Source organism: Pseudidiomarina woesei (assembly GCF_001418345.1).
GTDB classification, from domain to species: Bacteria; Pseudomonadota; Gammaproteobacteria; order Enterobacterales; family Alteromonadaceae; genus Pseudidiomarina; species Pseudidiomarina woesei.
Genome location: NZ_LIPW01000001.1, coordinates 579597 through 602143, shown reverse-complemented (window position 1 = coordinate 602143; position 22547 = coordinate 579597). Strand labels below are relative to the sequence as shown.

Here is a 22547-nt window from a genome sequence, read left to right as displayed (position 1 = left end):
TATGCCAAAACGTACCGATATTAAAAGCATTCTAATTCTTGGTGCTGGCCCGATTGTTATCGGCCAGGCCTGTGAGTTCGACTACTCGGGTGCGCAGGCGTGTAAAGCCCTACGCGAAGAAGGCTACCGAGTTATATTGGTGAACTCGAACCCAGCGACCATTATGACGGACCCAGAAATGGCAGATGTAACCTACATTGAGCCGATTCACTGGGAAGTTGTCGCAAAAATTATTGAAGTTGAACGTCCAGATGCGGTGTTACCGACCATGGGCGGGCAAACCGCACTGAACTGTGCTCTAGAACTTGATAAGCACGGCGTGCTAGAGAAGTTCGGGGTAGAAATGATTGGTGCGAATGCCGATGCGATTGATAAAGCGGAAAACCGCGATCGCTTCGATAAAGCGATGAAGGCCATTGGCCTTGAAACACCGAACGCTAAAGTTGCTAATAACTTGCAAGAAGCCTTTGAAATTCAGGAAGAGTTCGGCTTTCCGCTGATTATTCGTCCAAGCTTTACTATGGGCGGCAGCGGCGGTGGTATAGCCTATAACCGCGAAGAGTTTGAAGAAATTTGCCGTCGGGGCCTAGACTTGTCGCCGACCAAAGAGTTGCTTATTGACCAGTCATTAATTGGCTGGAAAGAATATGAAATGGAAGTTGTTCGTGACCGCGCCGATAACTGCATTATTGTCTGCGCCATTGAAAACTTCGATGCCATGGGCATTCACACCGGTGACTCAATTACCGTTGCGCCTTCGCAAACTCTAACCGACAAAGAATATCAGTTAATGCGTGACGCCGCGATGGCCGTACTGCGCGAAATTGGTGTTGAAACCGGTGGCTCAAATGTGCAATTTGGCGTTTGCCCAGACACTGGCCGTATGGTGGTGATTGAGATGAACCCGCGGGTATCGCGTTCGTCAGCTCTTGCCTCTAAGGCCACCGGCTTTCCAATTGCCAAAGTCGCAGCCAAGCTAGCGGTAGGCTATACCCTTGACGAGCTAGAAAACGAAATTACTGGTGGCGTAACGCCAGCTTCGTTTGAACCAGCGCTTGACTATGTTGTGACCAAAATTCCACGCTTTAACTTTGAAAAGTTTGCCGGTTGTAATGACCGTTTAACCACCCAAATGAAGTCTGTAGGCGAGGTGATGGCCATTGGTCGTAACCAACAAGAGTCATTGCAAAAAGCATTGCGCGGCCTTGAAATTGGCGTGTCAGGCTTTGACCCAATGGTTGAGGTGAATGACCCAGAAGCGCGCGGCAAAGTGATCCGCGAATTAAAAGAGCCAGGCGCTGAGCGTATTTTCTATATTGCTGATGCCTTCCGTTTGGGCATGACAGTGCGTGAAGTATTTGAGTTAACGCGCATTGACGAGTGGTATTTAATTCAAATTGAAGAAATAGTTCTGCTTGAACAAGAAGTTCAAAAACTTGGCATGGCAGGGCTTGATGCGCACGCTTTACGCTTATTAAAGCGCAAAGGGTTTGCTGACAAACGTATTGCCGACTTGTTAGACGTGGCTGAGGGCGAGGTGCGCCGTCGTCGCAATGAATTTGGTATTCACCCTGTGTACAAACGGGTTGATACTTGTGCGGCAGAATTCCGCTCAGACACCGCTTACATGTACTCAACGTACGATGAAGAGTGCGAAGCGGCACCAAGTGACAAAGATAAGATCATGGTCATTGGCGGTGGCCCTAACCGCATTGGGCAAGGCATTGAGTTTGATTACTGCTGTGTACACGCAGCGCTGGCATTGCGCGAAGACGGTTACGAAACCATTATGGTGAACTGTAACCCTGAAACGGTTTCAACAGACTATGACACTTCTGATCGTCTATATTTTGAGCCGATTACACTAGAAGACGTGCTCGAAATTGTTCGTGTTGAAAAACCAAAAGGCGTGATTGTTCAGTACGGTGGCCAAACTCCGTTGAAACTTGCTCGTGAGCTAGAAGCAAATGGTGTGCCGGTTATTGGTACTTCGCCGGATGCAATTGACCGCGCCGAAGACCGGGAGCGCTTCCAAGGTGCTGTGCGCCGCTTAGGTTTGAAGCAACCTGAAAACGCAACCGTGACTAAAGTTGACGAAGCATTACGAGAAGCAGAGCGCATCGGTTATCCATTGGTGGTACGTCCGTCGTACGTACTTGGTGGACGGGCAATGGAAATTGTCTACGATGAAACCGATTTATTGCGTTATTTAACCGACGCGGTGAAAGTATCGAACTCAGCGCCAGTATTGCTTGACCGTTTCTTAGACAATGCCATTGAAGTAGACGTGGATGCCATTTGTGACGGTAAAGATGTGCTTATTGGCGGCATAATGCAACACATTGAGCAAGCGGGTGTGCATTCAGGTGACTCGGCCTGTTCACTGCCACCCTATTCTTTGAGCGACAAAATTCAAGACCAATTACGCGACCAAATGAGTAAGTTGGCGTTTGAGTTGGGTGTTAACGGCTTGATGAACGCGCAGTTTGCCATCAAAGACGATGAAATTTACCTAATTGAAGTGAATCCACGCGCTGCACGTACCGTTCCATTTGTGTCAAAAGCGACCGGTTTACCGTTAGCCAAAATTGCTGCACGTGTAATGGTTGGGCAGTCTCTAGCCGAGCAGGGCTATACGGAAGAAGTCATTCCTCCTTATTACTCGGTTAAAGAAGTGGTCATTCCGTTTGCCAAGTTCCAAGGCGTGGACCCAATTCGTGGCCCAGAAATGCGCTCTACCGGTGAAGTCATGGGCGTTGGTGAAAGCTTCGAAGAAGCCTATGCGAAAGCGAACTTGGGCGCCGGTGAAGCACTTGCGAAAGCGGGTAAAGCATTATTGTCGGTGCGCGATGGTGATAAATCTCGCTTATTTGATTTGGCACGTGGCTTAATTGGCTTGGGCTTTAATTTAGAGGCCACCCGCGGTACCGCGAAAATGCTCAATGACGAAGGCTTGAAGTGTTCGGTAGTGAATAAACTACAAGAAGGCCGGCCGAATATAGTTGATGCAATTAAAAACGGCGAGTACAGTTACATTATTAACACGGTTGAAGGGCGTCAGGCAATTGAAGACTCGGTTTATATACGCCGTGAAGCGCTCTTGAATAAAGTTACCTACACAACAACATTAAATGCAGCATTTGCAACAGTGAAGGCAAACACAGCCGATGATCGTGCTCGTGTTAATTCACTCCAGTCACTGCATAAAAGGGTTTTAGAACGATGAATCAAATTCCAATGACCACCCGCGGCGCTGAGATGCTGCGGGAGGAATTGAAACGCTTAAAAACAGAAGAGCGACCACGTATTATTCAGGCCATTGCTGATGCGCGTGAACACGGCGATTTAAAAGAAAACGCCGAGTACCACGCCGCACGTGAGCAACAAGGGTTTTGTGAAGGTCGTATTCAAGAAATTGAAGCGAAATTGTCAAATTCACAAGTGATTGATGTCACCAAAGTGCCAAATCAAGGCAAAGTTATTTTTGGTGCGACAGTGACGGTTTACAATACCGTTACCGACAAAGAAATGACGTATCGTATTGTGGGTGATGACGAGGCAGATATTAAGCAGAATTTAATTTCTATTAACTCGCCAATTGCACGTGCACTCATTGGCAAACAAATTGACGATGTGGCACGGGTTAATACGCCAAACGGCGAAGTGGAATATGAAGTGGTTAAGGTTGAGTATATCTAAACCTTAACCGATTATTTTGCTTTAACCTTTTAACAGCGCGACGAGTTCGCGCTGTTTTTGTTTGCGCTGCTCTGGGGTCATCGGTTTGTGGTGATAGGCTTCAATATCAGGAAAAACCTCTTCAATTTCACGTTCAATGGCTTTAGCTAAAGCAACCGCCACAGCTTGTGAACGAGCTTTACGAGACGCGACTTTAGAAACCAAAGACGGACTTTTACCTAAAACTTCAGCAATCATGCTGAAATCGAAGCCCCGACGCATTAATTCCTTTTTGATTTGTTGACTATCCATCAGGTATAGTTATCCCTGTTCAGGTTAAGTGAATTGCGAGTTCACTTTTCGTTTCAAAATTAACTCAAATGGCAGATATTTGTGTCATTTGACGCAAAAGAAAACAAAAACATGTCAAATGACGCAAGTAAGCTAAATAGACCACATGCATCAGGTAAAATCAACTATCCATTGCCTGATCTCGATACCTGTATGCAACGTTTAGCCGTTGTATCTAAGCAGCCATCCGCTAGCGCTATCATGCGTTGGCTGGGGCTTCCAGAGTCAACGCATAGCAACTGGAAACGGCGAAATTCGGTGAATTACGATCGGGTTATTGAAGGATTACTGCGACAAGGTGTGTCGCTTGACTGGTTTTTTGCGCCGGCTGTTTATTTACGGTACCCAAATGTGAGCTCAATTGTCACTGAGCAAGAAGGCGACTATGAGGTGCCAGCAGAGTTTGACACAATGCTGCAAGCGCTGGAAGTTGTCGAGCCCATTATGAAGCAGTATGGCGTGCTGATGACCGAGAGTAATCGTAAACTGATGACGGAGCTATTTTTTAAGCGCCGTGGTGAAGGCGTTGTACTAGAAACTGCGCTGCACCAAGTGGCAAAGGCGTTGGCAGCAGCGCAAGCAAAATAATTAATGCCTAATTCTTAGCGCGGAAGCTGAATTTTCTGCGCGTTGCTTGGTTTGTATAAGGTTAAAATTTTACCGACAACTTGCACTTTTGTGGCTTGGGTGTGAGCCAAAATTGTGGCATAAATTTGCTCACGAAGTTCGCGCTCTTCACCGGGCACTTTCACTTTAATGAGTTCATGATGCTCTAGTGCGAGCTCAATTTCTGCCATGACCCCTTCCGTTAAACCATTTGCACCCAATAGAACAACTGGTTTTAGCGAATGAGCGAGTGATTTTAAGTGCTGTTTTTGTTTATTGCTTAAGGTTACGGCGTTTGCCATGTAATATATCCCATCAATGACTTGAATTTGCGATATTGTACCGCCATCTAGGTGGAATAAGCCAGTTTGGTAAGAGAATCATGACGAAAAAACGCTCGGCTAGCAGTAAACGCTGGCTCCAAGAACACTTTAGTGACCATTATGTGCAAAAAGCGCAGAAAAAGGGCTATCGCTCACGCGCGGTGTTCAAAATAGAAGAAATTCAATTAAAAGACCGCATATTAAAGCAGGGGCAAACGGTCGTCGACTTAGGCGCAGCGCCAGGTGGATGGTCACAATTTGTGGTCGACAACTTGCAGGGTAACTGCGAAGTCATCGCTTGTGATATTTTACCGATGGACCCAATCGCTGGGGTCGATTTCTTAGAAGGCGACTTTCGTGATGAAGCGGTTCTAGACGCGTTATTGACCCGAATTGGCGGTAAAAACGTAGATGTAGTGTTGTCCGACATGGCCCCAAACATGAGCGGTAACGACAATGTGGATCAACCGCGAGCCATGTATCTGGTTGAATTGGCACTCGATATGTGTCACCAGGTATTGAAACCAAACGGCAGTTTTGTCGTCAAAGTGTTTCATGGGCAAGGCTTTGAAGAATTTTTAAAAGATGTACGTGCAGCGTTCACCACGGTGAAAACGCGCAAACCAGACTCGTCACGTGCGCGTTCACGTGAGGTGTATCTGGTAGCGACCGGATACAAACTGTAGTACCCTGTAGGGCGTGCTACAAATGCAAACAAGAGGTAGTCAGCTTTGAGCGATATGGCAAAGAATCTCATTTTATGGTTGGTGATTGCCGTTGTATTAATGACTGTGTTTAACAATTTCAGTCAGGGCGGCGGTAGTGGTCAACAGGTGGCGTATAGCCAATTTATTAGCCAAGTACACAATGGTGGTGTGCGTAAGGCTGATATTGACGGCCGTGTGATCACCGCGCAGTCGCGCACCGGTGAGCAATTTACGACAATTATTCCAACCCAGTACGATCCTAAACTGCTGGACGACTTGTTGGAAAACAACGTTGAAGTAACCGGTAAGCCACCAGAAGAGCCAAGTATTTGGGCCTCGATTTTTATTTCGTGGTTCCCAATGCTGTTGTTGATTGGCGTATGGATTTTCTTCATGCGACAAATGCAAGGCGGCGGTGGTAAGGGCGCCATGTCGTTCGGTAAGAGCAAAGCGCGCCTGATGAGCGAAGACCAAATTAAAACGACGTTTGCTGACGTTGCCGGTTGTGACGAAGCAAAAGAAGAAGTGACCGAGCTCGTTGATTACTTGAAAGACCCAACTCGCTTTCAACACCTTGGCGGCAAAATTCCTAAGGGCGTGTTGATGGTGGGCCCGCCAGGTACGGGTAAAACTTTGCTAGCCAAAGCCATTGCCGGCGAAGCGCGGGTACCGTTCTTTTCAATTTCTGGTTCAGACTTTGTGGAAATGTTTGTCGGTGTTGGCGCCTCACGTGTTCGTGACATGTTCGAGCAAGCCAAAAAAGCAGCGCCGTGTATTATCTTCATAGACGAAATTGACGCTGTAGGCCGCCAACGTGGCGCAGGCTTAGGTGGTGGTCACGATGAGCGTGAGCAAACCCTGAACCAAATGTTGGTCGAAATGGACGGCTTTGAAGGCAACGAAGGTATTATCGTTATTGCCGCAACCAACCGTCCAGACGTACTTGACCCAGCATTGCTGCGTCCGGGCCGTTTCGACCGTCAAGTGGTTGTCGGTTTGCCGGATGTACGTGGTCGTGAGCAAATTCTAAAAGTACACATGCGCAAAGTGCCATTAGGTAAAGATGTTGATGCATCTGTCATAGCGCGTGGTACGCCGGGCTTTTCGGGCGCTGACTTAGCCAACTTAGTTAACGAAGCTGCGCTGTTTGCCGCACGTGGCAATAAGAAAGTTGTGGCGATGGAAGAGTTTGAGAAAGCCAAAGACAAAATCATGATGGGTGCTGAACGCCGCTCAATGGTGATGACCGAAGATGAAAAAGCCATGACGGCTTATCATGAAGCGGGGCATGCGATTGTTGGTCGCTTGGTACCGGAGCATGACCCGGTATACAAGGTGTCGATTATTCCGCGAGGGCGCGCTTTAGGTGTGACCATGTATTTGCCGGAACAAGATCGCGTAAGTCACTCTAAGCAACATCTTGAAAGCATGATTTCAAGCTTATTTGGTGGCCGTATTGCCGAGCAAATTATTTACGGCGACGAAAAAGTAACCACCGGTGCGTCAAACGATATTGAACGGGCGACACAAATTGCTCGCAAAATGGTGACCCAATGGGGCTTGTCGGAAAAAATGGGGCCGTTGTTGTACGCTGATGACGAAGGTGAAGTGTTCTTGGGCCGTTCAGTAACCCAGCACAAGCATATGTCGGACGAAACAGCACGGGCTATTGACCAAGAAATAAAGCTGTTTATTGATCGCAACTACGATCGTGCTAAGCGCATCTTGGAAGAGAACGTGGACATTTTGCACACCATGAAAGACGCATTGATGAAGTACGAAACCATCGATGCCGACCAAATTGACGATTTAATGAATCGTCGTGATGTGCGTGAACCGCGTGATTGGCAACGCCGCGATAAAAAACCTGGCGATGACAACAATAACGCCGAAGGCGAACAATCAGTGTCTTCGGCCAAACCAGCTGGCGATTCGCCGGCAAGTTAAGCATGTAAAAACAAGCCCCGTTCTGCGGGGCTTTTTTTTAATGAAAAAACACAACAAGCCAAGATCACATTTATTGGAACGCTCAATATGACAGATTCTCGCGCAAACATTGAGGTGATGGGGATAATCAACACGACCCCAGATTCGTTTTCGGATGGCGGACGTTTTAACCAAATGGACGCGGCCTTGCGCCAAGCAGAGCAAATGGTTAATGACGGCGTGCATTGGCTAGACGTGGGCGGTGAGTCAACTCGCCCCGGTAGCGCCGGCGTATCGGCGCAAGAAGAAATAGACAGAGTTATACCTTTAGTTGAGCAGCTACGCGCAAACTTTGACGTTCCCGTTTCGGTAGATACCTGTAAAACTGCTGTGATGGCCGAAGCGTTGAAATATAAAGTACAAATGATTAACGATATTAATGCGTTGCGCGATGACGGTGCCGAAGCTTTGTTAGCCCAAGCTAGCGACGTTAAAGTTTGTTTAATGCACATGCAAGGCGAACCGCGTACCATGCAACATGAACCTCGTTATGATGACGTGGTGGTTGAAGTCAAACAGTTTTTAGCAAGCCGTGTGCGAGCCTGTGAAGGCGCTGGCATACAAAAAACAAACATTTATCTCGATCCAGGCTTTGGATTTGGTAAGTCTGTCAGGCATAATTACCAGCTGCTACAACGTTTGCAGGCGTTTCATGAGCTGCAATTACCTTTACTTGTGGGTATGTCTCGTAAATCAATGTTAGGGCAGGTAACTGACCGCACAGTTGACGAGCGCCTAGCCGGTAGTATTGCCGCGGCAACGATTGCCGCAATGAAAGGGGCACAGATTATTCGTGTGCATGATGTCAAGGAAACGGTTGATGCCATGAAAATAGTGGCAGCAACCTTGGCGGGAGAATTCGCTTGAGTCAGCGTAAATATTTTGGCACCGATGGCGTTCGTGGACGTGTCGGTGATTTTCCAATTACACCAGATTTCGCAGTTAAACTCGGTTGGGCGGCGGGCACGGTATTGTCTGCCAGCGGCAACCAACGTGTATTAATTGGTAAAGACACCCGTTTATCAGGCTATATGCTTGAGTCAGCGTTGGAAGCTGGCTTGCTTTCGGCGGGCGTTAGCGTGGAGTTTTTAGGGCCTATGCCAACCCCTGCAGTGGCGTATTTAACGCGCAATTTTCGCGCCGCTGCTGGCATTGTTATTAGTGCTTCGCATAATCCTTATTACGACAACGGCATTAAGTTTTTCTCAGATGTTGGCAGTAAATTATCAGATAGCGTTGAAGCTGAAATTGAACGCCTGCTCGATGAACCGATTCGTTGTGTACCGTCTGAAAACATGGGGCGAGCAAGCCGCATTGATGACGCACCAGGGCGTTACATTGAATTTTGCAAAAGCGTTTTCCCAAGTGACCTGTCGTTAAAGGGCATGAAAATTGTGGTGGACTGTGCCCATGGTGCAACCTACCACATTGCCCCAGATGTGCTGCGTGAACTAGGTGCTGATATATGGGAAATGGGCACTGAGCCTAACGGCGTTAACATTAATCACGAATGCGGTGCGACCCATCTTGATGCGTTACGTGCAAAAGTTTTGGCTGAAAAAGCAGACCTTGGTTTTGCGCTTGATGGCGACGGTGACCGTTTAATGATGGTTACGGCAAGCGGGCGTGTTGTGGATGGTGACGACGTTATTTATATTCTAGCGCGTGCAGCCCAGCAAGACGGCTTATTGCAAGGTGGTATTGTCGGCACGTTAATGAGTAACTTTGCGCTAGAGAAATACTTCACTGAACGTCGTATTCCATTTGTGCGAGCAAAAGTAGGTGACCGCTACGTGATGGAAGAACTGGTGAAACGCGACTGGCGAATTGGCGGTGAGAACTCAGGCCATTTAATTAACCGACAGTTCCATAGTACCGGCGACGGCATTATTGCCGGTTTGCAAGTGCTTACCGCAATGCAGCGTGAAGAGCGTAGTTTAGATGAACTATTAGCGCAGTTTGTGAAGTACCCCCAAGCTTTGGTAAACGTGCGTTTTCATGCTGGCGATAATCCGCTTGAAGCAGAAAACGTGAAAGCTGTTGTTGCAGAAGTTGAACAAGCATTAGGTAACAACGGTCGTGTGCTATTACGTAAGTCGGGCACCGAGCCATTAATTCGCGTCATGGTTGAAGGTAAAGATGCGAAAGTGGTACAAAAATTTGCCGAAGAAATTGCTAGCGAAGTGGAAGCGGTTAGTAATTAACCAGTAAGCTGATTTTCAGTAATAAATTCCATCTCGACAGCTTGTAACTTGCGGCGAGGTTATGTAATATCTCGCCGCTCTCAACGAAGTCAGAGGTTCAGATGCAACGCCAACCGTTAGTTATAGCTAACTGGAAAATGAACGGCGACCGTCACTTGGTCGCGAGCATGGCCGAAGCTTTGCGAGAAAGCGCTGCGAAGCACCCACAAGTTGATGTTGTGGTTTGTCCGCCAACGGTGTTATTACCAGCATGGCAGCAAGCCGCGTTTTACGACAATTTGAAGCTAGGTTGTCAAGACATTAACGAGCACGCAAATGGCGCGCACACAGGTGAGCATAGCGTTGCACTAGTGCAAGAAGCAGGTGTTAGTGTGGCATTAGTTGGCCATTCCGAACGCCGCCAGTTTTATGGCGACACCGCAGAGCGTATTGCAGCCAAAGTGAATGCATTACGAGCTAACGCCATGACTGTGGTACTTTGTGTTGGCGAAAGCGCAGAGCAGCGAGAGCAAGAGCAAACATTCGATGTGGTTGCTCAACAGTTACACGATGCGCTGCAGCATGTTGAACAGTGCAGCAACCTAGTTATCGCATATGAGCCAGTTTGGGCCATCGGTACAGGGTTAACGGCGTCGCCAGAACAAGCGCAAGCAGTTCATGCGTTTATTCGTAACTGGTTAAGTGACAAATTTGGGCCTGCAGGCGCCAACCTACAAGTATTGTATGGTGGCAGTGTGAAGGCTGATAACGCCGAGCAGTTATTTGCTCAGGCAGATATTGATGGTGGTTTGATAGGCGGAGCAAGCCTGGTGCCTGAGCAGTTCGTCGCCATTTGCAACGCAGCACAAACCCGGAGTAAGTAAGCTATGTACGAAATTTTATTGATTGCCTACTTAATTATCGCACTTATCCTTATTGGTTTTATTATGATCCAACAAGGTAAAGGTGCCGATATGGGCGCCTCGTTTGGTGCTGGTGCATCAAACACAGTTTTTGGTTCAAGTGGTTCAGGCAACTTCCTAACCCGTACCACAGCTATCTTGGCCGTCGTGTTTTTCGTGCTGAGTTTAGTCTTGGGCAATTTGTCATCAGGAAACGGTGACAGCAAAGGTAACTTTGATGAAATTGAAGTGCCGGTGGAAGAAGTTCCTACAGTACCCGCTAATGACAGCGACGTACCTGGGTCAAACTAAGTTTTAAAGCGGATGTGGTGGAATTGGTAGACACGCTATCTTGAGGGGGTAGTGCTTTCGGGCGTGCGGGTTCAAGTCCCGCCATCCGCACCAAATTTAGCAACCAACCACGGTTGCGGTTTCAAGTCGAAACCCGTATAATGTGGACACGTTTTCGGACGCGGGGTGGAGCAGTCTGGTAGCTCGTCGGGCTCATAACCCGAAGGTCGTAGGTTCAAATCCTGCCCCCGCAACCAATTACAAAAGGGTCCAGTGTTTTAAAAGCCCCGCAGCAGTTCGGGGCTTTTTACTATGTGACCTTTGCTGCGGCAGTTTTACGCACCAGCGTACAACTGAGAGGGCAGTCAACAACACTGGGCGATTACGCCCTTTTTTTGTTTTTAGGAGTTAGCAAACTTGGCTCGTATTGAAGACCGTTTATTTGACCTGTTAGAACCGGCTGTTGCCGCACTTGATTTTTCCCTATGGGGCGTTGAGTTCGTGCGCGCTGGCAAACACTCAACCTTGCGTGTTTATATTGATCACGACAATGGTATAAGTGTTGACGATTGTGCTGATGTTAGCCACCAGGTTAGCGCTATTTTGGATGTTGAAGACCCAATTAAAAGCGAATATTTCCTTGAAGTATCGTCACCAGGAATGGAACGGCCATTTTTTAAAGCTGCACAGTATGCTGACTATGTAGGCGAAACGGCAGCCGTTGAGCTGACCATGGCCCAGCAAGGTAAGCGCAAGTTTAAAGGCGTTATTGCTGCAGTAGACGGCGATAGCATTGAATTTAACGTCGATGGTGAAGCGCTCAAAGTCGCGCAATCATCTATCAAGAAAGCTCATTTAGTTCCTCAGTTTAACTAAGGATTGCGTAGGCGAGGCAAAACAATGGCAAAAGAAATTTTATTGGTTGCAGAAGCAGTATCTAACGAAAAAGACGTTTCAAAAGAAAAAATCTTTGAAGCGCTTGAGTCTGCGCTTGCACATGCAACCAAAAAGAAATACGAAGGCGATATTGACGTTCGCGTTAGCATTAACCGCCAAACCGGTGATTTTGATACCTTCCGTCGTTGGTTAGTGGTTGACGATAGTGAGCAGCCGCTTGAGCACCCGTACCGCGAAATTAGCTTAGCAGCAGCGCAGTACGAAGATGACAGCGTGCAAGCTGGCGACTACGTTGAAGAGCAAATTGACTCTATTGAATTTGACCGTATTACCACGCAAACGGCGAAGCAAGTTATTGTACAAAAAGTACGTGAAGCTGAGCGTGCCAAAGTGGTTGACGAATATAAAGACCAAGTAGGTGAGTTGGTGAGCGGTATTGTGAAGCGCGCCACCCGTGAGCACGTTATTCTTGACTTGGGCAACAACGCCGAAGCCATTATTTACCGTGAAGACCTGTTACCGCGCGAATCATTCCGTGCTGGTGACCGTGTGCGTGGTTTGTTGTTCGATGTGCGCCCTGAAGCACGCGGTGCACAGTTGTTCATCAGCCGTACTCACCCAGACTTCTTGGTGGAATTATTCCGCATTGAAGTGCCAGAAATTGGCGAAGAGATGATCGAAATTCGTGGCGCCGCGCGTGACCCAGGTTCACGTGCGAAAATTGCTGTGAAGAGTAACGACCGTCGCATTGACCCTGTAGGCGCTTGTGTTGGTATGCGCGGTGCGCGCGTTCAAGCGGTATCGGGCGAGTTAGGTGGTGAGCGTGTTGATATCGTGTTGTGGGATGATAACCCAGCGCAATTCGTGATTAATGCCATGGCCCCGGCTGAAGTTGCTTCCATTGTGGTTGACGAAGATGCCCACACCATGGATATCGCGGTAGAAGAAGGCAATTTAGCACAGGCTATCGGTAAAGCTGGCCAGAACGTGCGCTTAGCCAGTCAATTAACGGGTTGGCAGTTAAATGTCATGTCAGTGGACGAGTTTAACGAGAAAAACCAAGCTGAAGCACAAAAAGTGCTCGACTTGTTTACCACGAAGCTTGGCATTGATGAAGATTTCGCGAGCGTATTAGTTGACGAAGGCTTCTCAACTTTAGAAGAAATTGCGTACGTGCCAGTAGACGAGTTACTCGATATTGAAGGCATGGACGAAGATATTGTTGAAGAATTACGTAGTCGTGCGAAAGGGGTCTTGACCACTCAAGCACTTGCCACGGAAGAGTCTCTTGAAAGCGCAGAGCCTGACGCGACGTTACTCAACCTAGAAGGGTTAGACCGTCACTTAGCTTATGTGTTTGCAAGTCGTGGCATTATCACTTTGGAAGACCTTGCTGAACAAGGCATCGACGACCTAGCCGATATTGACGAATTAACCGAAGAACGAGCAGGCGAGCTGATTATGCAAGCGCGTAACATCTGCTGGTTTGGTAATGAAGAATAAGATCAACGGGGGTACTAGAGACTATGGAAGAAGTAACGCTGGATAAACTAGCTAACGACGTCGGTACGACAGTTGATCGTTTGGTGCAACAGTTTGCGGAAGCAGGCATGAAAAAGCAGCCAGGCGACCGAGTGACTGAAGATGAAAAGCAAGCCCTGTTAACGCATTTGAACAAGTCACATGGTGGTAATGGCCCTAGTGAGCCAGCCAAAATGACGTTAAAGCGTAAAGAGAAAAGCACCTTGAGCATTGGCGGTGGCCCTGGTCGCAGCAAGTCAGTGCAGGTAGAAGTTCGCAAAAAACGCACCTATGTGAAACGTTCTGCGCTTGAAGAGCAGCAAAAAGCTGAGCAAGAAAAAGCTGAACAAGAACGTTTAGCGGCGCAAGCGAAGCGTCAGGAAGAAGAAGCAAAAGCAGCTGCTGAAGCGAAAGCCAAAGCGGATGCTAAAGCGGCTGAAGAAAAAGCGAAGCAAGAAGCGGCTCGTAAAGAAAAAGAGAAAGCGAAGGCCAAAGCAGAAGCCGAAAAACGTGCGGCAATGACACCTGAAGAGCGTAAAAAAGCTGACGAAGCGAAAGCTGAAGCAGAGAAGTTGCGCAAAGCTCAGGAAGAAGAAGCCCGCAAGAAAGCTGAAGCTGAAGCCGCGCGTCAAGCTGAAGAAGCACGCAAGCTAGCAGAAGAAAACGAAGCACGTTGGCAAGAAGAAGAAGCCAAGCGTAAGCAAGCTGAGCAAGAAGAAGTTCACTTCACGACCTCACAAACTGCACAAGCAGCAGAAGATGAGCAAGATGAAGGTGAAGAACGTCGTGCTCGCCGTAATAAAACTAAGCGTCGCGGTAAAGACGATGAGCGCGATGAAGCACCGCGTCGTGAGAAACGTCGTAAAGGTTCGAAGCGTTCTACGTTGCAGCATGGCTTTAATAAGCCAGCAGCCCCAGTTGAGCGTGAGGTTAAATTGGGCGAAACCATTACTGTTGGCGAGCTAGCGAACCGTATGGCGGTGAAAGCCGGTGAAGTGATCAAAACCATGATGAAAATGGGTGAAATGGTCACGATCAACCAAGTACTTGACCAAGAAACTGCATCGTTAGTGGTTGAAGAAATGGGCCACAAAGTTGTGCTCGTCAGCGAAAACGCGCTAGAACAAGAAATTTTGGCAGACCGTGATGAAGCGGCAAACCAAAACCAAGTATCGCGGGCACCGGTTGTTACCGTTATGGGTCACGTTGACCACGGTAAAACCTCGTTGTTGGACTACATTCGTAAAGCGAAAGTAGCCAAAGGCGAAGCGGGTGGTATTACCCAGCATATTGGTGCTTACCACGTTGAAACCGGTCAAGGCATGATTACCTTCCTTGATACCCCGGGCCACGCGGCGTTTACGTCAATGCGTGCACGTGGTGCTAGCGCAACAGATATTGTTATTTTGGTGGTTGCAGCCGACGATGGTGTGATGCCACAAACACTTGAGGCGATTCAGCACGCGAAAGCGGCTGGTGTGCCAGTGGTGGTTGCGATTAACAAAATGGATAAGCCAGAAGCTGACCCAGACCGCGTTAAGAATGAACTTGCACAACGCGACGTTATCCCAGAAGAGTGGGGCGGTGATGTTATGTTTGTACCGGTTTCTGCACACAGCGGTGACGGTATTGAGCAATTGCTTGAGTCGATTTTGTTGCAAGCAGAAGTACTTGATTTGAAAGCGAATGCTAGCGGTATGGCTAAAGGTATTGTGATTGAGTCGCGCTTGGACAAAGGTCGTGGCCCTGTGGCTTCTATTTTGGTTCAAGAAGGCACATTGCGCCAAGGCGATATCGTATTGTGCGGCCTTGAGTACGGTCGTATTCGTGCAATGCGCGATGAAAACGGTAAAGAAATCAAAGAAGCAGGTCCGTCTATTCCGGTCGAAATTCTTGGTTTGTCAGGCGTACCACAAGCGGGTGACGAAGCAACTGCCGTTAAAGATGAGCGTAAAGCACGTGAAGTAGCGAACTATCGTCAGGGTAAATACCGTGAAGTGAAGTTAGCCAAGCAGCAAAAAGCGAAGCTGGAAAACATGTTTGCGAACATGCAAGAAGGTGACGTTCAAGAGCTCAACATTGTATTGAAATCAGACGTACAGGGTTCTTTGGAAGCTATTTCTGACTCATTAATGAAGCTTTCAACTGACGAAGTGAAAGTGAACATTATTGGTAGCGGCGTTGGTGGTATTACCGAAACTGACGCGTCGTTAGCAAGCGCCTCAAACGCTATCGTGGTTGGCTTTAACGTTCGTGCTGATGCTTCAGCAAAACGTTTGATTGAGCAAGACGCTGTTGATTTACGTTACTACAGCGTTATTTATGACTTGATTGACGAAGTCAAAGCAGCCATGGGCGGTATGTTAGCGCCTGAGTTTAAGCAGCAGATCATTGGTTTGGCTGAAGTACGTGACGTATTTAAGTCGCCGAAGATTGGCGCCATTGCTGGCTGTATGGTTACCGAAGGCGTGGTGAAACGTTCAGCACCTATTCGTGTGTTACGAGACAACGTGGTTATCTTTGAAGGCGAGCTAGATTCACTACGCCGCTTTAAAGACGACGTACAAGAAGTTCGTAACGGCATGGAATGTGGTATTGGTGTGAAGAACTACAACGACGTAAAAGTTGGCGACCAAATCGAAGTATTTGAAACAGTTCAAGTAGAACGGAGCTTATAATCCAATATGGCCAAAGATTTTAGCCGTACCGACCGTGTGGGTCAGCAGTATCAGCGCGAAATTGCGATGATACTGCAACGTGAAATTAAAGACCCTCGTGTGTCGATGGTGACTGTGTCTGACATTGAAGTGTCGCGCGACCTGGCTTATGCCAGAGTGTTTGTGACTTTCTTTAATGACGATGACGAGTACATAAAAACTGCGTTGAAAGTATTGAACGATGCTGCAGGCTTTATTCGGTCACTATTGGGTAAACGTGTGCGGGCGCGCATTATGCCGGAGCTCCGGTTTGTGCATGACCCAAGCTTGAACGAAGGTATTCGTATGTCACGCCTAGTAGATGAAGCGATTCGTCGTGACACCCAACGCGGCGGTGCTAATAACGAGCCAAATACCGATAAGCAGGAAAGCAACGGAGACGATTAATGGGACGTCGTAAGTCGGGTCGCAACGTGAGCGGCGTGATTTTGTTGAACAAGCCCAGTGATATCACCTCAAACGCCGCACTTCAAACAGTGCGGCGTTTTTTTAATGCCAACAAGGCCGGCCATACTGGTGCGCTTGATCCTTTGGCGACGGGGCTGTTACCACTGTGTTTTGGTGAAGCGACAAAAGTATCGCACTTCGCCCTCGAGGCAGATAAAACCTACCAAGTAGTCGCGCAACTAGGTGCGCGAACCACCACCAGTGACGCCGAAGGCGAGGTGGTTGAGCGCTGCACGAACGAGCAACTAAGCCAAGTCACGCGCGAGAAAATTACGCAAGCTATCGCCCACTTTAGCGGTGAGCAAGAGCAGTCGCCATCGATGTTTTCGGCCCTCAAACATGAAGGCCGACCGTTATATTGGTACGCTCGACAAGGTATTGAAGTACCTCGTAAAACGCGCACTATTGTTATTCGTCACATTGCGTTTATTGACTGGCGTGAACATCAATTAACGCTGGAAGTTACTTGCTCCAAAGGCACCTATATTCGTACGTTAATTGACGACATGGGGCAATATTTGGGCTGTGGCGCCTATGTTGAAAAACTGCATCGCACTTGGATTGAAGGCGTTGAAGGGCCTATGTTAACGCTAGAAGAGCTGACCGCTGTAGCCGCGCAAACCGACCCTGAAAATAACGATTACGCCGCCATGGATGCGTTACTGCAAGCCAACGATAGCGTGGTGCGTCAAATGCCCTCGGTAGCTATTACGGGTACCGATGTGGCACGGTTTTTAAGCGGCAACCCAGTACGTACAGAACTTGGCGAGCATAACCCTGAGCACCCAATACGGGTGTTGCGCGAGCATGACCAAGAGTTTTTAGGTATTGGCGTATGGCGTGATGGGCAGCTAGCGCCAAAGCGTGTGGTGAACTTAAGCGACGCCAACTAGTCAATCCATTTTTACTAAGCTAGCGTTGCGTTTAAGCGCTTTGGCGCGTATAATCCACAGCGATTTCGTTGGTGCTGAATTAGTGATTGGCACCGGCATCTTTAAACAATCAGGAGTAAGATATGTCACTAACTGCGGCACAAAAAGCGGAAATCGTTAAAGAATACGGTCAGGGCGAAAACGACACTGGTTCTCCAGAGGTTCAAGTTGCTTTGTTAACTGCAAACATTAACGAGCTGCAAAGCCACTTTAAAGAACACGCAAAAGATCACCACTCACGTCGTGGTCTGTTACGTATGGTTAGCCAACGTCGTAAATTGTTGGACTACTTAAAGCGTAAAGACAATCAGCGTTATGCAACTCTGATTGAGCGACTCGGTTTACGTCGCTAAGCACTGTTCGAGCAAAGGGGCCTGTTGTGGCCCCTTTTTTGTTTAATGGAAAGCTAAGGCGATATTGGATATTAGATATTAGATATTAGAAAAAAGAGCCGGCGTTTGGTGAGTATCTAATATCTAGTAGCTAATAGCGCTTTAGAATTTAAAGAGAAATACAAAGGAAAATATAACGTGAATCCGATTACTAAGAAATTTCAGTATGGACAACATACAGTCACATTAGAAACAGGTGCGATGGCGCGCCAAGCAACAGCAGCAGTACTTGCTAGTATGGATGACACCACGGTTTTAGTAACCGTTGTTGCCAAAAAAGAAGCCAAAGAAGGCCAAGATTTCTTCCCATTAACAGTGAACTACCAAGAACGTACTTACGCTGCAGGTAAAATTCCTGGTGGTTTCTTCAAGCGTGAAGGGCGTCCTTCAGAGAACGAAACCTTAACCTCACGTTTAATCGATCGTCCAATTCGTCCGTTATTCCCAGAAGGGTTCAACAACGAAGTACAAGTTATTGCAACTGTGGTTTCTGTGAATCCACAAATTAACCCTGATATCGTTGCCTTAATTGGTACTTCAGCGGCATTAGCTATTTCTGGTACGCCATTTGCTGGCCCAATTGGTGCGGCGCGTGTTGGTGTGTTGAACGACGAGTACGTTTTAAACCCAACGTTAGATGAACTTGCGGAATCTAAACTTGATTTGGTTGTTGCTGGTACTTCAAGCGCGGTACTCATGGTTGAGTCAGAAGCACAGCTGTTATCAGAAGACGCTATGCTTGGTGCTGTGGTATATGGCCATGAGCAAATGCAAACTGTGATCAACGCAATTAATGAATTCGCTGCAGAAGCTGGTAAAGAGAAGTGGGATTGGCAAGCACCAGCCACTAATGACGACTTGTTAAATAAAATCAAAGCATTAGCTGAGCAAGGTATTGGCGATGCGTACCGCATTACTGAAAAAGCCAAGCGTTATGAGCAAGTTGCTGCATTGAAAGCAGAAGTGACCGAGAAGTTACTTGCTGAAGACGAAACGCTGGATGCCAAAGAAATTGGCGACTTGTTCCATTCATTAGAAAGTAAAGTGGTTCGTAGCCGTATTATTGCTGGTGAAAAACGTATTGATGGTCGTGAACCAGACATGGTTCGTGCATTACACATGGCCACTGGTGTATTACCTCGTACCCACGGCTCTGCTGTGTTTACACGTGGCGAAACCCAAGCATTGGTTACCGCAACTTTGGGTACTGAGCGTGACGCGCAAATGATCGACGACTTAGCTGGTCGTACCGACAGCCGCTTTATGCTGCATTACAACTTCCCTCCTTACTGTGTGGGTGAAACCGGCATGGTTGGTTCACCAAAGCGTCGTGAAATTGGTCACGGTCGTTTGGCGAAGCGTGGCGTGCAGGCGGTTATGCCTTCACAAGACGAATTCCCGTACACCATTCGTGTGGTTTCTGAAATTACTGAATCAAACGGCTCAAGCTCAATGGCTTCAGTCTGTGGTGCGTCATTAGCGTTAATGGACGCTGGTGTACCTATTAAATCATCAGTAGCCGGTATTGCTATGGGCTTGGTGAAAGAAGGCGACAAGTTTGTTGTACTTTCTGACATTTTGGGTGACGAAGATCACTTAGGCGACATGGACTTTAAAGTAGCGGGTAGCGTTGATGGTGTTACTGCTTTGCAGATGGACATTAAAATTGACGGTATTACGCGTGAAATTATGGAAATTGCTTTGGCCCAAGCAAAAGCAGCGCGTTTGCACATTTTGAAAGTGATGGACGACGCCTTAGGCGGTGCCCGCACCGAATTGTCTAACTACGCACCACGTTACACCACTATCAAAATCAACCCTGACAAGATTCGTGACGTAATTGGTAAAGGTGGCGCGGTTATTCGTGAGCTTACTGAAAGCACCAATACCAACATCGAAATTAACGATGACGGTACAGTGCGCATCGCTGCCACTGACCAAGAGTCAGCAGATGCCGCAATTGCGCGTATTGAAGAGCTAACAGCTGAAGTTGAAGTGGGTCGTATTTATCAAGGTAAAGTAGCGCGTATTGTTGATTTCGGTGCGTTTGTAACTATTTTGCCAGGTAAAGACGGCTTAGTGCATATTTCACAAATTGCTGAAGAGCGTGTGAACGATGTGAACGAATACTTGAAGGTTGGTGATGTAGTACCCGTTAAAGTACTCGAAATTGACCGCCAAGGCCGCGTGCGTCTAAGCATGAAAGATGCAGCTGAAAAGCCAGCTGAAGCTGCGCCGGCTGAAGCAGAGAAAGCTGTCGAAGGTAACACTGACGACGAAGCAAACAGCTAAGCGTTTTACAGCTTTTTAATAAAGCCGCGGTCAGGAAACTGATTGCGGCTTTCGTTTTTCTGGCGATTGTGCGGTATGATGTAGGCATATTGTAAACAACAAGGTAGTGTTCATGAATCTTCGGTTCGCGGTGGCGATTATAATTGCAGTGTCACTATCGGCATGTGCGACAACACAAACAAGCAAAGATAACTCCGTTCTTAATAATTTGTTGGTAGTGACGCCACAGGCGCCAGATTCGCGATATCAACTGGAAATTGCCAAGCTGAACGAAATACTAACCAGCCAAATGGAACTTGAAGATAAAAGTTATGCTGAGTTGTTGTATCGCCGAGGCTCACTATACGATGCATTGGGTTTAACGACTCTAGCTCGCATTGATATGAACCATGCTATTGAATACAATCCGCGTTTAACGGGAGCCTATTATCACTTAGCGATTCAGTACACAGCCATTGGCGAATTTGCGTACGCGTATGAGCTTTATGACGCGGTGTTGGAGCTTGAGCCTGAGCATGAGTATGCACGTTTAAGCCGCGGTATTAATGCCTATTACGATGGTAGCATTAAGTACGCTATTGACGATTTGCACGGGCACATGCAATTACAGCCAGGGGACCCATATAGAACGCTTTGGCTGTATTTGGCCGAAGTAGAACACGACGCGGAAGCAGCACGTCTAGCGTTGGCACAACGTCGCGTTCAGCATGGTAATGAGGCATGGGGCTGGAAGCTCATAGATTTGTTGCTTGGCGTGGTGTCAGAGCAGACTTTTCTGACAAAACTTGCGGTGCAAGACCTCGCTGAGGATGAAACCTTAGTGGAGCGTATGTGCGAGACTTATTTTTATTTAGGCAAACAGAAGCAGCTTGAAGGTGACTTCAAAGCAGCGGCGGTTTATTTCCGTATGGCGATGAATACTAACGTTCACTTGTTTGTCGAGCATCGTTTTGCCAATGTCGAATTAGAACGTACCGAGCAAGCGTTAGCTCGTGAGTCGGATACAAACTAAACGGTTGTGATTAGGCATGTTGCGATGGCTTGTATTACCAAGTATTTGTCTGTTAGCAAGCTTTAGTGGGCAAGCAAGTAGTGCGGAAGCAGCGTTCTCGGGGGGAGCTAAAACTCGCTTTTATGCGCCGCCAATATGGCACACAACTATTACTTTACCGCGGCAACAGTGTGGAGTGGTGCAAGCAACCCAAGTATTTTTGCCAAAACAATATCAACAGCAGTTATTAGCCAAGCTCAGCGCTTGGCACCGTCACCCACTTGCTGCTTATATGAATTGTTTCAATGTTGATGCCTTTGATGTCGAGCAACTTAGCTGTGCGCATCAAGGTTCGCGAGGTCGTGCAGACTGCCACCTTACCGGAAGAAAGCAGAATAAAGGTGTTCGCGAGATTATCTTTGTACCAAGTCATTACGGCATTGCTTTTAATGATACCCAGCGCGTTGTGTTGCCAGTGTCGGCGTCACTTGAGTTATTTGCGCATGAAGTTGCGCACTGGCTAGGTTTCGCGGACGAATATGCAATGCCGCTAGAGCTTGCCGAATCGTTTTGTTCAGGTCGCTATGACCATGCGAGTTTGAACGTTGTGGTAACCGAGAAAAATATCATGAACGAATCAGAACTCATTGCTCTATGGCGGCGTTTACCTTGGCGTCACGCTGTCGAAAATTGGCGCTATTTAGCAAGCAAACAAGCTGATGGTAACTGGAAATTAGGCTCTGCTAACGTAAACGGGGCAAGTTATCAGGTGGGACTATTTGCTGCGAAAACCTGTGAAGCAACTAGCCATTATGCATGGCGCCCCGTTAATCGTTTTACGCCGATGCAGTATTTTGACGTAACAGAATGGCCAGCCGTGTACCTTGAAATGTTAGAGCGGGCTCATTAATGGGCCGCTCCATTGCCGGAAAGGGCGATGGCCGTTTGAGCGATCATTAATACTGGACACAAAAAAGCAAACAACCAGGCTAAGCTTCTCAGCTTGTCCCAGTTTGCCAGATAAAAAACATGGTAGATAACGCGCAAGACAATGAAACTCACCGCTAATATTTGATTCAACTCGGTAATTTGGTTAGTTGCAATAATCAATAAAATTGCCGCGGCAAACAAACTAAAAGCTTCGTACGCGTTGTAGTGGCCGGCCACTGCGCGAGCGCCGGCACCGGTGAGACGTTGTTGCTGAGCACGAGGGTGGCGATTGTCATAGCCCTTGTCGCGGTTTTGAAAATAAACCACAGGGGCTTTGGCGGCAATGGGTAGTACCCCTGCAATTAGTAAACACCAAATTAACGTGCTCATGTGCTCAGCCT

21 protein-coding genes and 2 tRNA genes are annotated in these 22547 nt (G+C 47.7%); 20 read left to right on the top strand and 3 right to left on the bottom strand.

What is annotated here, in order from left to right; genetic code table 11:
• The first annotated feature begins 1 nt into the window (after position 1).
• Together carB and greA are read left to right on the top strand one after the other, a co-directional pair.
• Positions 2-3226 (top strand): carbamoyl-phosphate synthase large subunit, encoded by a 3225-nt coding sequence (gene carB / locus ASC40_RS03070; RefSeq protein ID WP_055438287.1) that lies wholly within the window; start codon positions 2-4, stop codon positions 3224-3226.
• Positions 3223-3699, top strand: coding sequence for a transcription elongation factor GreA (greA, locus tag ASC40_RS03065; protein ID WP_055438286.1), 477 nt, complete (start codon positions 3223-3225; stop codon positions 3697-3699). Before carB ends, greA begins: the two co-directional genes overlap by 4 nt.
• A gap of 21 nt (positions 3700-3720) precedes the next feature.
• Here the strand turns inward: greA and ASC40_RS03060 are convergent, their stop codons facing one another.
• Positions 3721-3990 carry a helix-turn-helix domain-containing protein gene (locus tag ASC40_RS03060; RefSeq protein ID WP_141656090.1) on the bottom strand — a complete coding sequence of 90 codons (270 nt, stop codon included), beginning with the start codon at positions 3988-3990 and terminating at the stop codon, positions 3721-3723.
• Positions 3991-4101: 111 nt separating this feature from the next.
• Here ASC40_RS03060 and ASC40_RS03055 point away from each other — a divergent pair, with 111 nt between their 5' ends.
• Positions 4102-4617, top strand: coding sequence for a helix-turn-helix domain-containing protein (locus ASC40_RS03055; RefSeq protein ID WP_141656089.1), 516 nt, complete (start codon positions 4102-4104; stop codon positions 4615-4617).
• A 14-nt stretch (positions 4618-4631) separates the two neighbouring features.
• Here ASC40_RS03055 and yhbY read toward each other — a convergent pair whose 3' ends face one another.
• Positions 4632-4937, bottom strand: a complete 306-nt coding sequence (yhbY, locus tag ASC40_RS03050) for a ribosome assembly RNA-binding protein YhbY (RefSeq protein WP_055438283.1) — start codon at positions 4935-4937, stop codon at positions 4632-4634.
• Positions 4938-5017: 80 nt separating this feature from the next.
• Between yhbY and rlmE the strand changes: the two genes are divergently transcribed.
• From rlmE to ASC40_RS02965, 17 genes are all read left to right on the top strand, one after another.
• Positions 5018-5644, top strand: coding sequence for a 23S rRNA (uridine(2552)-2'-O)-methyltransferase RlmE (gene rlmE / locus ASC40_RS03045; protein WP_055438282.1), 627 nt, complete (start codon positions 5018-5020; stop codon positions 5642-5644).
• 45 nt (positions 5645-5689) lie between these two features.
• Entirely contained in the window at positions 5690-7612 is a 1923-nt protein-coding gene (ftsH, locus tag ASC40_RS03040; protein ID WP_281175466.1) for an ATP-dependent zinc metalloprotease FtsH, read from the top strand.
• A gap of 87 nt (positions 7613-7699) precedes the next feature.
• Positions 7700-8518, top strand: coding sequence for a dihydropteroate synthase (gene folP, locus ASC40_RS03035; protein ID WP_055438280.1), 819 nt, complete (start codon positions 7700-7702; stop codon positions 8516-8518).
• Positions 8515-9855, top strand: a complete 1341-nt coding sequence (glmM, locus tag ASC40_RS03030) for a phosphoglucosamine mutase (RefSeq protein WP_055438279.1) — start codon at positions 8515-8517, stop codon at positions 9853-9855. The genes folP and glmM overlap by 4 nt, the downstream gene beginning before the upstream one ends.
• A 101-nt stretch (positions 9856-9956) precedes the next feature.
• A complete protein-coding gene (tpiA, locus tag ASC40_RS03025; RefSeq protein ID WP_055438278.1) occupies positions 9957-10718 on the top strand; it encodes a triose-phosphate isomerase in 762 nt (253 codons plus the stop codon).
• 3 nt (positions 10719-10721) lie between these two features.
• Positions 10722-11048, top strand: a complete 327-nt coding sequence (secG, locus tag ASC40_RS03020; RefSeq protein ID WP_055438277.1) for a preprotein translocase subunit SecG — start codon at positions 10722-10724, stop codon at positions 11046-11048.
• An 8-nt stretch (positions 11049-11056) separates the two neighbouring features.
• Positions 11057-11141, top strand: a tRNA-Leu gene (locus ASC40_RS03015).
• A gap of 66 nt (positions 11142-11207) precedes the next feature.
• Positions 11208-11284 (top strand) — tRNA-Met (locus ASC40_RS03010).
• Between the two features lie 160 nt (positions 11285-11444).
• Complete coding sequence (rimP, locus tag ASC40_RS03005) at positions 11445-11903, top strand: ribosome maturation factor RimP (RefSeq protein ID WP_055438276.1); 459 nt, start codon at positions 11445-11447, stop codon at positions 11901-11903.
• A gap of 24 nt (positions 11904-11927) precedes the next feature.
• The gene (nusA, locus tag ASC40_RS03000; RefSeq protein ID WP_055438275.1) at positions 11928-13427 is read left to right on the top strand and encodes a transcription termination factor NusA; all 1500 of its coding nucleotides are present in this window, start codon (positions 11928-11930) and stop codon (positions 13425-13427) included.
• A gap of 23 nt (positions 13428-13450) precedes the next feature.
• On the top strand, positions 13451-16123 hold the full coding sequence (gene infB, locus ASC40_RS02995; protein ID WP_055438274.1) for a translation initiation factor IF-2: 2673 nt from the start codon (positions 13451-13453) through the stop codon (positions 16121-16123).
• Between the two features lie 6 nt (positions 16124-16129).
• Entirely contained in the window at positions 16130-16549 is a 420-nt protein-coding gene (rbfA, locus tag ASC40_RS02990; RefSeq protein WP_055438273.1) for a 30S ribosome-binding factor RbfA, read from the top strand.
• The gene (truB, locus tag ASC40_RS02985) at positions 16549-17502 is read left to right on the top strand and encodes a tRNA pseudouridine(55) synthase TruB (protein ID WP_055438272.1); all 954 of its coding nucleotides are present in this window, start codon (positions 16549-16551) and stop codon (positions 17500-17502) included. Before rbfA ends, truB begins: the two co-directional genes overlap by 1 nt.
• 122 nt (positions 17503-17624) lie before the next feature.
• On the top strand, positions 17625-17894 hold the full coding sequence (rpsO, locus tag ASC40_RS02980; protein WP_055438271.1) for a 30S ribosomal protein S15: 270 nt from the start codon (positions 17625-17627) through the stop codon (positions 17892-17894).
• A gap of 177 nt (positions 17895-18071) precedes the next feature.
• Positions 18072-20225: a polyribonucleotide nucleotidyltransferase gene (gene pnp / locus ASC40_RS02975; RefSeq protein ID WP_055438270.1), complete on the top strand. Its 2154-nt coding sequence runs from the start codon at positions 18072-18074 to the stop codon at positions 20223-20225.
• A gap of 112 nt (positions 20226-20337) precedes the next feature.
• Entirely contained in the window at positions 20338-21237 is a 900-nt protein-coding gene (nlpI, locus tag ASC40_RS02970; protein ID WP_055438269.1) for a lipoprotein NlpI, read from the top strand.
• Between the two features lie 16 nt (positions 21238-21253).
• Positions 21254-22126, top strand: a complete 873-nt coding sequence (locus ASC40_RS02965) for a hypothetical protein (protein ID WP_055438268.1) — start codon at positions 21254-21256, stop codon at positions 22124-22126.
• On the opposite strand, the gene ASC40_RS02960 is transcribed toward ASC40_RS02965, so the two are convergent.
• A complete protein-coding gene (locus ASC40_RS02960) occupies positions 22123-22536 on the bottom strand; it encodes an MAPEG family protein (RefSeq protein WP_055438267.1) in 414 nt (137 codons plus the stop codon). The two genes, ASC40_RS02965 and ASC40_RS02960, sit on opposite strands and share 4 nt — an antisense overlap.
• Between the last annotated feature and the right edge of the window lie 11 nt (positions 22537-22547).